Raw genomic sequence first — 12,524 nt, forward strand, 5'->3', positions numbered from 1 at the left:
GCGCGCCTTGGGGGGAGTATGCAGAAAAATAAAGGATTCACATTAATTGAGTTGATTGTGACGATTGCTGTGATGGCAATTATTGCCATGATGGCTGCGCCTTCGTTTGGGGATTTGCTCAATAAAAAAGCTTTAGAAGCAAATGCAAAAGAGTTGGTTTTGGTCTTAAGCCAAGCGCGTAGTCAGGCTATTTTACTTAGGACGAATACGGTTGTTCAATTAAATGGTAGTACGACTGTAACACCAACTAATTTTTTTTGGGTATCTAATAATGTCAATATTAAGTTAGAGCAAATCCCACAAGGATATAGCTCCCCACCTAATATCATATTTAGTCCACAGGGTATGATGTTGCCAAGAAATTTTGTAAAAATGAAAGAAAAAACTAATCAAAATGGTGAGAAAGAATGGGTTTCTGATCAAATTTTAGTGGATGGTGTATTAAAAGATCAGATAGAGAATTATCCTAGAACAATAACTTTATGCTCAGAAAAATTAAAAAAAGCAAAGATTATTACATTTTCGATTATTGGTGCATTTGAGTCAATGGAAGAAGGGGAATGTTGATGATAAGTCAAAGTCAACAAGGTGTCGGTCTGATGGAAGTTTTAGTGGCATTGCTCTTACTATCTATTGGCGTTCTTGGATATACCGCACTGCAAGTAAAAGCAGTTGAAGCATCAACAGAAGCAGCACAAAGATCACATGCTATTTTTGTATTAAAAGGTCTTGCTGAAAGCATGCGAGCGAACAACGCAGGCAGAGCTTCATACATGGCTTTAGTTAATCAAGATATACCTACTACAATTTCCACAGCGTGCATAAATCCAACGAATACTGGGTGTGATGTAACTGCAATGGCAAGAAATGATGTTCAGCAAGCTCAAGCAAATGCACGTAATTTTGGACTGCATTTGCGTATGGAGAATTGTCCGGGTACGACAAGTGTTGCTGCGGCTGATCGCAGAAATTGTATTTTTGCTGCTTGGGGTGACACAGATATACGTCAAAATACGAGTCAATGTATGAGCGCTGCTGGTGTTTATGTAGTTGGTTCTAGTTGCATGATGATGGAGGTTTATTAATGACTATTCATGAAAAGCAACGAGGGTTCACATTGTTAGAGTTAATGATTGCATTGGTTTTAGGATTAATTGTAACAGCTGCAGCCGTTCAGCTTATTTTAGGGAGTTTTATTACAACTAGATTGCAAGAAGCTAACTCTCAGATACAAGATAGTGGTTTGTTTGGTATTGATTATATTATTAAAGATATTCAAATGTTGAATTTTGGAAATAGTAATCAATATGAAATAAAATCAGATACTCCTAGAGGTGGAGTAATTTTAACTGCAGGGACTAATGCATCTAATTTAAATGCGAACCTTGGTGCGACTATTTCGGCAGAGAATCTTGTTAGTCAAACTAATGGACCATCAAATATGTCAGATATTGAAAGTGATCAATTGACGATACAATTTGTTGCGCCTACTACAATGTTCAATTGCGAGGGTATTTCTGTTAGAGCAGGTGATTTGATTGTTCAGCGATATTTTTTAAGAGAGGATAATAACTTTTTATCACTAGTTTGTGATGCTAATACACCAACACCAGCAACTATTACTGAACAAAAAACAAATGGGGATGGTACTACTGAAGAGATTGTAAAAGATAATCCAGTACAGAATAACCCAACAGAAATTAGTGGATTGGGTGTTAATTCCCAAATTATTATTCCCAAAGTTGATCAATTTAAAGTTTTGTTAGGTGGGATGACTGATACTGGAAATTTGGCGTATTACGATATAGATACATTTAAAACAAAAAACAATATGCGTTTAGTTGCAGTGAAATTAAGTACATTAATTCGTTCTGATAGTTCAGTGCCGAGTCAAAATATTAATCCTGCTCAAATATATGATTTATTTGGTTCTTCAATACCTCAGCTATCAGGTACATTGACTGATACAACTGAGGAGAACAGAGTTCCACGACAATTATATATTGCGACAGTAGCACTTAGAAATGGTTTGGGGCGAAATAATGATTAATCAAACTAATATAAATCTAAAAAATAAACAGAAAGGAGCAACTTTAATAGTAGTTCTCTTTTTGCTTTTAATTATTATGGTCGTTGGAACTTATGCTATTAAAATGGGGATTACCTCTTTAGGTGTAGCAACAAATGCGCAGATAAACCAATTGCTTAGTCAATCTGCAGATACACCATTAAATAAATATTTAAATACTGCAGATTTAAGTAGGCTTGTTAGTTATACGACAGCGGTTGGTGCAGCTATTGATGATAAAGGTGTAAATAAGGAATTTATTTTCTGTTATAAGCCAACCAATAATAGGGCTTTTGGATTAAATGCTGATACATCAGTTATTACTGCGAATGATAGTGGAGATGATGCTAGATTGGTTAATAGTGGTGTTTCTGGGTTTTGCAACATTAAAAGGGATTTTGGTAGTGCTAGACAGGCCGTGGTTACTCAGGTAGCAATTACTATTCCTAAATCAATAGATGTCACAAAAAGTCCAGGCGATAATTTAGTGAGGGGTACTAATTTAAGTGAAGGGACAGGTTTACCAAAAAATTTGATATCTCAGGATACTATTCGAGTAACTACGACAGCTTTTTTACCTGCTTATGCAAATGTAAGTTTGGACGATGTTCAAACCAATTGTTTATCTTCAAATAAAACCTATATATCTGATAACTTGAATCCAGATTTATCAAATAAAAAAACGCTTAGAGATTGTCTCAGTGAATACAATATTCCTGTAGTAAGTCAGGTACAAGAGTTTACTTTGGCAGCATTTTTAAACCAAACAGAAGCACCTTAAGCAAAGTCGGAGATATATTATGCAACTTAAAAAAATTCAAATGACTGTGCTTAGTGCTTCTTTGACAGCACTGATGTGCAGTGGTGTCACACAGGCGAGTGATTTGCAAATTTATGCAATGCCTACTGCAGGGCAGAAAACTATTGTAATGATGGTCGATGTTTCAGGTAGTATGGCTTGGGGGATGTCAGGCCAATATTCAAATGTTACTTCTTCGAATCCGAAAAGAATTGAAGCTCTAAAAGATGGGTTGAGGGCAGTTTTAAATAGTAATGATCCGAAATTAGAAAATGTAGTGATTGGTTTGGGTAAATATCCTGGCGATGGTAATAGTAATAGCGCAGACGCCCAATATATGAGGGGTAAAATTTTAGTGGAGGCGAAGAAGTTAGGTCCGTCAACTAAGACAAAGGGGGTGTTTGACTCACAACAGCGACGCGATATGCTGGCAGCTGTTAATGCTATATCTGTTGTTGGGGGAACGCCAACGGCACATGGTTATACTGAAGCGGCTTCATACTTGATGGGGACGCGAACTGATAATTATAATATAGAAAAAGATATAATTGTTTATAATCAAAATCTTGCAAGAACCTATGCGTCGGGTTATGGTTATAGATATTATAAATGTGATAAATACTTAACAAATATCGATACCGTTGATGGTTATAACTACTATGGTTGTGATAAGTGGACAGAAATTAGCGGTAGTGAGTTTGATAGAATAAGCTCTGATTTTAGTGAGGTCTATAATGGTGTTCGCTACTATTTCATAAAAAATGGAACAATTAAACAAACAGTTCCTACCAACTCTTCATCATATTCTGGGATGGCGAATTCCGTTGGAAAAATAACGACTGATGGTGTGCAACACTATAATTCGCCTCTGCCTGCCATAGATAAGCGTGTTACGTGTGATGGACAAGGGGTCTATGTTTTATCTGATGGTGTCCCTAATTCATCATCAGATGCAAATGCTGAAAAACAAATGATCAATGCCATGGCGAACCCACTCCTAAATACAAGTGTTCCAAATTTCTCTTGTAATGTGAATTCTGGGAATCTTTCTAACCCATTAACAGGTGGTGATTCTGGTGGTGCATGGAAGTGTATGGGAGAGTTTGCTAAACGATTATATTCTGGGGTGAATCCAGCAGGTGTAAAAATCCAAACAGCTTTTGTTGGATATAGTGGTAGTTTTAATAGCTTAAGTAGTGATGATGTAAAGAATGCTTGCCGATTAGGGTCCAACCCGAAAGGAGATGTGTGCTCGCACTATCAGGCAGATGGTTTAACTAAAAATACGGCCGCATATGCAAACCATGTAGAAGGCTACGGCAATGGTGGATTTTATACAGCAAACTCTGCAAATGATATAACAACAAGTGTTTTAAACTTTATCGATAATCTAGGAACCGATCCATTAGCGCCTTTACCGACAGGAACAATTTCTGTACCTGTCGATGCGTTGAACCCGAATGGATTACAAAACGTAGGTTACCTCCGTATGTTAGAGCCAAATCCTGCGCAGCCAAGTTTATTGGCATGGGTTGGTAACTTAAAAAAATATAGTCTTAAAAACGGCGTGTTGGTTGATGGGACAACTAATATTTTTGATACGAAAGGTGATTTTGAAACAGCAACAAAAAATTTATGGGGTGCGCGGACTCAAAATGATGGTGGAACAATTAACGTAGGCGGCGCCTATGAAATGATGCCAGTTCCAATTGCATCAAGCACTGCAAAGTCTAGAAAAGTATTTACAGATGCTGCACGTGCAGATGCTAGTAAGGTTACGGCTTTATCTACTTTAAAAAGTAATGGTGATTATGATGAACCTCAACCACTGCTACAGGTACCTAAATTATCAGCTGGAACAACCAGTTCGAAAAGTACAATTTTAGATCGCTTTAAGAGTCAAGAGATTCTAAAAGATTTTCCAATAGCACTTAGATTAAAACTATTAAATTACATTGGTTTTAAAGTAGACACTGCTTTGGAAGCTATACCGTCAGATTCGGAAGTGAGTTATGAAGGTTCTCCATATTTTTCAATGGGAGGAATTATTCATTCATTTCCAGTACAAATGACATATTCAGGCACTGTAACAGAGTCAGGCGAGTTGGCAACAAGTGATATTGAGCTTCCAGACAAAACAATATTAAAACCACGTAAGCAATCTGTTTTGTATGGTTCGATGGAAGGTGGTTTGCATATTGTTGATGGAGCAACTGGTGAGGAACAAATGGTGTTCTTGCCAACAGAGATATTAAATAACCAAATTTCTTCTAATGCTTTAGTTAAAGCAGGTTCAGGTACACCAGCACCTGCACATGGAGTTGATTCACCATGGATAGTTGATTCTGAATACAGAACAGAAGGGACTTATCCAAATGCGCAGATTAAAGCAACTAAAATGAATGTTTTTGGCGGGTTAAGAATGGGGGGGTCTAGCTATTATGCCTTAGATGTACTCGATACCAGTGCGCCGAAGCTTAAATTTAGAATAGGAACAGATCAATTAAATTACACTAGAATGGGGCAGTCTTGGTCTAAACCTGTATTAATTAATATTCGTTATAAAGGTGTGCCGACTCGGGCGATGGTTGTTGGCGGTGGATATGATGCGTGTTATGAATATCCACGTTTTAAATTAGGTGTAGCTAATCCTTCAGAATATCAACTAAAAGATCCTGCTGGAAATGTTGTTGATACCTGTAATAAAACAGAGGCAAAAGGTAATGCTGTTTATGTAGTTGATGCTGAAACTGGAAAGCGTTTATTTTGGGTAAGTAACACTGGCTCTGATGCGAATAATCCTAATTTAAAACATAGTATTGTTTCACGTATTAGTACTTTAGACCGAGACGGCGATGGTTATGTGGATCATTTGTACTTTGGTGATTTAGGTGGCCAGGTTTTCCGTGTTGATATGGATAACTATCAAACCAAAAGTACATCTAGTGGTGCTACCACATATTCGAATTTCGGTGTTCGTACCGTTAGATTGGCGAATTTAGCAACTACATCAGCAGGGGCAGCAATAACGAATGGTGATAACCCACGGTTATATGAACCAGTGACTTTGACAATCCATGATGAGGATGGCAAAACATTTATTTTGGTTGGTGCTGCTTCTGGAGATCGCAGTACGCCATTAGATGTTGCTCCTGTTAAAGGGCGAGATGGTTTAAGTCCACTAGTAGCTTTAGCAAACCGTCCGACCAATAAAGTTTATGGTTTGTTTGATTTGGACTTTATTAATAAAGATTTGATCACGAATAGAGCACTTACTGGCGATTATACATCTGCTACTACAGAGGAAGCTTTACCAAGTAAGAACCGCTTAAAGACGCGTGACTTGACACTGGCTGATTTACTTCAGAATCCACAAAATAGTATTTCTGGTAACGAAACAATCTATAGCAAGTTTTTTAATGCAACAACGCATAAGCAGGGATGGTATCGCTCACTGTCTTGGAGTTGGGATACTACAGAAGCAGGCGAATTGGCGAATAATACATTTAGACAATCTGGTGGTTTAAAAGCATTTGAGGAACCGATTGCAATTGGAAATAATTTGTTTATACCTGTGTATGATCCAGAAGGTACTGGTATTAGTCCTCAAGATCCATGCTTACCACGTGTCATTGGTGAAACAGATCGCCAGCAGTACTGTTTGCCTTTTGGTGTTTGCATAACGACAGCAGGAGCTATTGACTCTGCTCAAGAAAAAAAATCTGGGTTCAGAGTTCAATTGGTAGGTGGTGAATACAAAAATTCAAATGTTGTTGGCAAAGGGATTCAGGGGTTAGCATTGGCTAACAAAGGAGATTCTAGCGGCTCTGGAAACAGTTGCGGTAATTTTACTTTATCTACAAATACTGCTGGTATAGGTACTTGGCAATGTAATCGTGTGCTAAATCCAACACGTTGGTTTGAGAAAAGGTAGGAACACGTGAAGATAATTTTTAATCGTGGTTTTACATTAATAGAATTAATGGTTGTTATTATAATTATTTCTATTATTGCAGCTATAGCTTTTCCAAGTTATCAAGCCTACGTTCGTAGAGCAGCAGAGGCTGGTGTAACACAAGAGATGCTTAAAATTTCCACTCTTCTGGAAAAGCATAAGGCAAAAAATTTTACTTATAAATGCTTTGATTTACAGGATTACTATGGTGGTACAGTAGATAATTTAACGGCTATTAACTATCCAATTAATACTGTGGGTGCAGATGTGCAGTTCACATTAAACTTGGTTGATAATGGTGCAAATAATCAAGTTTTAGTTGATGCTTCCTGTAATGATCCTGATACTGATACGCTGGGTTTAGCTCAACACTGGGCGATTGTTGTAACGAAAAATTCGTCTAACTCACTTGTAAAAGATAAGAGTTTTAACTTTTTGCTTACGAGCGAAGGTAATAAGTGTAAAAATAAAGCAAATTTAGTTAGTCGTACGGGTTGTGGTGATGGAGCTGAGCAATGGTAAATCGTGGTTTTACGTTGGTCGAATTAATGATAGCTGTTGCTATTGTTGGCGTCTTAGCTGCTTTTGCATATCCTAGCTACCAAGAATATACACAAAAGACAAAAAGGGTTGCAGCTCAAGCAGAAATATTGGAAGTATCAAGAAACTTAATTAACTTTAAAGTTAATAATTACAGTCTTAATGGTGTGAGTATTGCTAATTTAAACGTTCCAAGTATCTTACCCCGTAATGGTCAGACACTTTATAATTTAGTCATTACTCCCTCTGAAAATGGAGTAATGACGGGCGATGCATGGGTTTTAACTGCGACACCAGTAGATGGGCAGCAACAATCGGGTAATGGACATCTGGTTTTAAACTCCCGAGGGGAGCGTTGTTGGACTAAAGGCTCTGACAAAAATTCTGGCACACCATGTATCCCATCAGCTACCTCTAATTGGGACGGCAAATAACCTCAAATTCAAAATTGTGGATAAACACTTTTTGATCTTTCATTCAGGGCAAATTTCACGTAAAATATTGCCCTCTATGAAAGGGGTTTGAAATGTATCGATGGTCGGTACAGGGATAATCCGTAAAAACTATAAGGTTCTATCATGGTTGTTATTCGTCTTGCACGCGGTGGTGCTAAAAAACGTCCGTTCTATCAAATCATTGTGACTGATAGCCGTAATGCACGTGACGGTCGTTTCATCGAACGTATTGGTTTCTTCAACCCTACAGCTCAAGGTAAAGCAGAAAAACTTCGTTTAGATGCTGACCGTTTTGCTCACTGGGTTTCACAAGGTGCTCAACCTTCAGAACGTGTTGCTTCTTTAGCTGCTGAAGCTAAGAAAGCTGCAGCTACTGCTTAATTAGTAGTAGGTTACCCATGACACCAACACAGAATGTTCCCGAAGATCGTATTCAGATTGGACAGCTACGTTCAGCATATGGATTAAATGGGTGGCTCTGGGTCTATTCCAATACAGAACCTATGAGCAATATTTTTGACTACCTCCCTTGGTACATTGAGACCAAAGCAGGTTGGCAAACAGTAGATGTAAAACGTTGGAAACCACATGGCAAAGGCTTGGTTGTTTCGCTAAAAGGTGTGAGTGATCGTACCGCGGCAGATAACTTGGTTGGCGCAAATATCTGGATCTCTAAATCGCAACTGCCTCAAGCAGGCGTGGACGAGTACTACTGGTCAGATTTGAAGGGCTTAACAGTGTTAGGTCTGGGTGAAGATGAACAAGAAGTCAACCTCGGTCAAATCCACGAATTGTTTGAAACAGGTGCTAACGACGTGATGGTAGTTCGCGCTACTGCTGACAGCGTCGATAGCGAAGAGCGAATGATTCCATGGCATAAAGATGTGGTACAGCGTGTTGATCTCGAAGCTGGTCGTATCTACGTAAATTGGGGCGTAGATTATTAATCCTTTAAGGATTGACGCAGCAGGAAAATAGAGGAGTCTGCGATGTTTTTTGCAGTCATTACGCTTTTTCCTGAAATGTTTGAAGCGATTACAGCCTACGGTATTAGCGGGCGCGCAGCAAAACGTGACATTGTGCAAGTTCATTGTATCAATCCACGTGAATTTGCTGAGGGCAACTACAAAAGAGTGGATGAACGTCCATTTGGTGGTGGTCCAGGTATGGTGATGATGGCTGAGCCATTAGCGAAAGCAATTCATCATGCCAAAGAGCTTGCCAAGCAAGCGGGTGCTGTTCATGTCCCTGTGGTGTATATGTCGCCGCAAGGAAAAACCTTAAATGAACCTGCGGTACAAGATTTCGTCAAATATGATGGTTTGATTGTATTGTGTGGTCGTTATGAAGGTGTAGATGAGCGTTTGATCCAACAATATGTTGATCAGGAATGGTCAATAGGCGATTACGTTTTATCTGGTGGTGAACTCCCTGCGATGGTTTTATTGGATAGTGTGATTCGGAGACTTCCGGGTGCAATGTCTGATGAACAATCACATGTGCAAGACTCATTTGTGGATGGTCTTTTAGATTGCCCACAATATACCAAGCCAGACCATTTTGAAGGTTTAGATGTTCCTGAAGTATTAAAATCAGGACATCATGCCAATATTGAGAAATGGCGGTTTTTGCAGCGATATCAACGCACTTTAGAACGCCGACCTGAGTTGGTTGAAAAAGTTGAATTGACCAAGCAGCAAAAGAAATGGCTAAAAGATTCCAAGGTTTAATTTTTTAAATCTTATATTAGGCTCTTTATGCATTGAAGCGGTCAAGCATAAAGGGAAAGTCAATCGGGTCTATGCGCTTTAGCCTCTAGCCCCAGCGATGATTAGACCTCTTCTAACTCGCATAATCGGAGATACCCCATGAGCGGTAAACATCCTTTAGTACAAGCTGTTGAAAATGCACAGTTGAAACAAGACATCCCTGCTTTTGCTCCTGGTGACACAGTAGTTGTTCAAGTTAAAGTAAAAGAAGGTGAGCGTGAACGTCTTCAGGCATTTGAAGGTGTTGTAATTGCTAAGAAAAATCGTGGTTTGAACTCTGCGTTCACAGTACGTAAAATTTCTAGCGGTTTCGGTGTTGAGCGTGTATTCCAAACTCACTCACCAATCGTTGCTGGTATCGAAGTGAAACGTCGAGGTGACGTTCGTCGTGCTAAACTTTACTACCTACGTGAATTGTCTGGTAAAGCTGCACGTATTCGTGAAAAATTACCAGCTCGTAAAGCAAAATAATTTGTTTTACAACGCTGTAAAAAATGCGCCTTTTGGCGCATTTTTTATGCGAGAAAGAAAATTATAAACCTTGAGATTTTAGGCGGTTTGCATGTTGACGATAGACATCGACAGGATCTGGTGCAAATAGCGCTTTGAGACCAAGCACTTGGTTGACTTCATCTAAATGGTTCCAGTTGTAGTTGTCACGAATGGTTTTACCAAATTTGGCACTACAGCGTGATACGAGGCCATCATTGTCTTTTCCGCCATCGATCAGTAATGCGGTCACTTTTAGGGCTGAGTCTAAATCTAAAATATTGGTGATTTGGCCCACACCTGTAAATGAATAGTTATAAATGCCTTTTTCCACGCTATTGCCATCAGCACAATTGGATTTAGGCAAGCCCAGAGGGAATGCGGCATTGTACTTTGCAGAACCCGCTAGCGTTAAACTTGAACCACCTGCCAATGCGTCATGAGGGTAAGTCTTTGGATCTAGACCTTGCGCCCAAACGATGGCTTTAGAGACAAAATTCACAGCTCCAACCAAGGGTGCTTCCACAGCGGTGCCTTCAGCTTTTAAAATTAAGTCTGCAACAGGGGAGCCTTGATGAGGTCCTGCAACACTGGTTAATGAAGCCACGACATCTGGGCGAACACCGGCAACATAACGAATCGTTGGTCCACCATGGCTATGTCCAATTAAATTCACTTTATCTGCACCAGTGAGTGCTCGGATTTCAAGGACTTGTTGTAGAAGCTGTTCGCCACGCACTTCGGTAGAGTTAAAAGGCGATACGCGAGTTGCCCAAACATTTGCACCATTTCGAGCAAGATCAGGAAGGATTTGATACCAATAGTCGAGTCCAAATGAGTCCGTACCAACGGTAATAAAACCACCCATACCATGGTTAAATACGATTGGATATTTGGTCTTTGCATAGCTAGAACTAGCTTTGGCGGTGACTTGGGTTGCTTGCGAGGCAGATACATTACCGATGAACGTAGCTGCAATTAAACCTGCTAAAAATGGTCCGTATTTCATGAGCGATCCTCAATGTATTATTGTTTTATGACAATATTTATTGTCACTTCTAATAAAGCAATAAAGATCACCTGTTGCAAATTGAAAAAGATTAACTGTGACGCTAAATGTAACAAAATAAAAGATCACGAATTTTCAGATTGATAAAAGCAAATAAGAGGGCCGAAGCCCCCTTATTGCATTTAAATTTCAACGATAAGAATTAAAGTCCTTGCAGTTTTAAACGGTTTGCATGTTGACGGTACAGCGCAACAGGATCTTGTGCAAATAGACCTGTTAAGCCGAACATCATATTGGCTAAATCGGTATGGTTAAGTTTGTAACTGTCATTAATGACTTTACCGATATAAGCACTACAACGTGCAACCATACCGTCATTGTCTTTATTGCCGTAAGACAATGGTCCGAGTTGCATCAGGATCGTATCGATATCAAGTAGATTCGTGGTTTGTGCAACACCGGTCCATGAATAGTACTGAATGCCTTTGCTGTCGACTTGCTTTAAGTTTTTGCTGCAATTTTCTGAAGATGCCAAAACACCGTCAGCTACAGCAGATTTTGCAACCGTACTGTTAAATGCAGCAGAACCTGTTTGTGATAATGATTTCATAGAAGCATCGAAATCAATTTCAAGCTCAGGTTTTGCCTGACCTAAAGCAATCAGTGGGCCGACAATATAGTCACCTAAAATATTAAAGGCAGTGCGAGAAAGTGAGTTGCCTTGAATATCATCCGCTACTTTAGAGCCGTGATAGGTTCCTGCAACACCTGTAATAGACGCAATGTACTGTGGTTTTGTTTGAGCAACATACAATACAGTTGGGCCGCCATGAGAGTGACCGATTAAGTTAAGTTTTGGCTTCCCTGTAATAGCCAAAACATCTTCAACTTGTGCAATTAACTGCTCGCCACGATGTGCTGTGGTGTTTGCAGGAGATAATTGCGCTGCGAATACGGTTGAGCCATTTCGTGCCATATCTGGCAAGATTTGGTACCAATAATCTAGTCCGATGGTGTCGGTACCGATACGTGACCAACCGAGCCAACCATGCACCATTAAAATTGGATATTTGGTTTTTGCGTAGTCAGATTTTACCGTTTCCTTCACCTGGAGGACGCTAGGCGCAGCTTGAGTGCTTGCCGATATACTCATCGCTAAGCCTGCAACTGCAGCTACAGAGGCCATCTTGGCCGTGTTTACTAAAGATCGCATAAATGTTCCTTGATCTGATGTTGTTTTTATTACTTTTTAATAACGAAAATACTCTCTGTTTTTAAGCAACATCTTTGTGATTGGCTAGGCCATATCTTTGATTTTAGAGAGTTTGAATAGACAAAGATGCCTTGTCATTTTTTCATGCTCGGTTTGAAATTCCATGTCATTTTAGGACATGGGCGGCGTTGAGGTGACAAGTATATTTATATACATTCGTCTTTTAT

At 39.4% G+C, this 12,524-nt stretch carries 13 protein-coding genes; 11 read left to right on the top strand and 2 right to left on the bottom strand.

Annotation, left to right across the window (positions count from 1 at the left end; translation table 11 throughout):
* The first annotated feature begins 18 nt into the window (after window positions 1-18).
* The 11 genes from FTU83_RS03625 (at window position 19) to rplS (ending at window position 10,057) form a co-directional block, all read left to right on the top strand.
* Window positions 19-567, top strand: coding sequence for a Tfp pilus assembly protein FimT/FimU (locus tag FTU83_RS03625; RefSeq protein WP_180105661.1), 549 nt, complete (start codon window positions 19-21; stop codon window positions 565-567).
* Complete coding sequence (gene pilV / locus FTU83_RS03630) at window positions 567-1,085, top strand: type IV pilus modification protein PilV (protein ID WP_180064842.1); 519 nt, start codon at window positions 567-569, stop codon at window positions 1,083-1,085. Before FTU83_RS03625 ends, pilV begins: the two co-directional genes overlap by 1 nt.
* The gene (locus tag FTU83_RS03635) at window positions 1,085-2,050 is read left to right on the top strand and encodes a prepilin-type N-terminal cleavage/methylation domain-containing protein (protein ID WP_180105685.1); all 966 of its coding nucleotides are present in this window, start codon (window positions 1,085-1,087) and stop codon (window positions 2,048-2,050) included. The genes pilV and FTU83_RS03635 overlap by 1 nt, the downstream gene beginning before the upstream one ends.
* A complete protein-coding gene (locus FTU83_RS03640) occupies window positions 2,043-2,849 on the top strand; it encodes a PilX N-terminal domain-containing pilus assembly protein (RefSeq protein WP_180105660.1) in 807 nt (268 codons plus the stop codon). Before FTU83_RS03635 ends, FTU83_RS03640 begins: the two co-directional genes overlap by 8 nt.
* 19 nt (window positions 2,850-2,868) lie before the next feature.
* Window positions 2,869-6,801 carry a PilC/PilY family type IV pilus protein gene (locus FTU83_RS03645; RefSeq protein ID WP_218945764.1) on the top strand — a complete coding sequence of 1,311 codons (3,933 nt, stop codon included), beginning with the start codon at window positions 2,869-2,871 and terminating at the stop codon, window positions 6,799-6,801.
* 6 nt (window positions 6,802-6,807) lie between these two features.
* Window positions 6,808-7,344: a type IV pilin protein gene (locus FTU83_RS17595; RefSeq protein ID WP_373683437.1), complete on the top strand. Its 537-nt coding sequence runs from the start codon at window positions 6,808-6,810 to the stop codon at window positions 7,342-7,344.
* Complete coding sequence (locus tag FTU83_RS03655) at window positions 7,338-7,796, top strand: type IV pilin protein (RefSeq protein WP_180064839.1); 459 nt, start codon at window positions 7,338-7,340, stop codon at window positions 7,794-7,796. Before FTU83_RS17595 ends, FTU83_RS03655 begins: the two co-directional genes overlap by 7 nt.
* 144 nt (window positions 7,797-7,940) lie before the next feature.
* Entirely contained in the window at window positions 7,941-8,198 is a 258-nt protein-coding gene (rpsP, locus tag FTU83_RS03660; RefSeq protein WP_078189354.1) for a 30S ribosomal protein S16, read from the top strand.
* A gap of 17 nt (window positions 8,199-8,215) precedes the next feature.
* Window positions 8,216-8,764 (top strand): ribosome maturation factor RimM, encoded by a 549-nt coding sequence (rimM, locus tag FTU83_RS03665; RefSeq protein WP_078189353.1) that lies wholly within the window; start codon window positions 8,216-8,218, stop codon window positions 8,762-8,764.
* A 42-nt stretch (window positions 8,765-8,806) separates the two neighbouring features.
* Window positions 8,807-9,547 carry a tRNA (guanosine(37)-N1)-methyltransferase TrmD gene (trmD, locus tag FTU83_RS03670; RefSeq protein ID WP_180105659.1) on the top strand — a complete coding sequence of 247 codons (741 nt, stop codon included), beginning with the start codon at window positions 8,807-8,809 and terminating at the stop codon, window positions 9,545-9,547.
* Between the two features lie 138 nt (window positions 9,548-9,685).
* Complete coding sequence (gene rplS, locus FTU83_RS03675) at window positions 9,686-10,057, top strand: 50S ribosomal protein L19 (RefSeq protein WP_078189351.1); 372 nt, start codon at window positions 9,686-9,688, stop codon at window positions 10,055-10,057.
* A gap of 61 nt (window positions 10,058-10,118) precedes the next feature.
* Here the strand turns inward: rplS and FTU83_RS03680 are convergent, their stop codons facing one another.
* Both FTU83_RS03680 and FTU83_RS03685 read right to left on the bottom strand, forming a co-directional pair.
* The gene (locus tag FTU83_RS03680) at window positions 10,119-11,084 is read right to left on the bottom strand and encodes a triacylglycerol lipase (RefSeq protein ID WP_078189349.1); all 966 of its coding nucleotides are present in this window, start codon (window positions 11,082-11,084) and stop codon (window positions 10,119-10,121) included.
* A 202-nt stretch (window positions 11,085-11,286) separates the two neighbouring features.
* Window positions 11,287-12,297, bottom strand: coding sequence for a triacylglycerol lipase (locus FTU83_RS03685; RefSeq protein WP_180105658.1), 1,011 nt, complete (start codon window positions 12,295-12,297; stop codon window positions 11,287-11,289).
* Between the last annotated feature and the right edge of the window lie 227 nt (window positions 12,298-12,524).

It is taken from the genome of Acinetobacter sp. YH12152, assembly GCF_013418285.1.
GTDB classification, from domain to species: Bacteria; Pseudomonadota; Gammaproteobacteria; order Pseudomonadales; family Moraxellaceae; genus Acinetobacter; species Acinetobacter amyesii.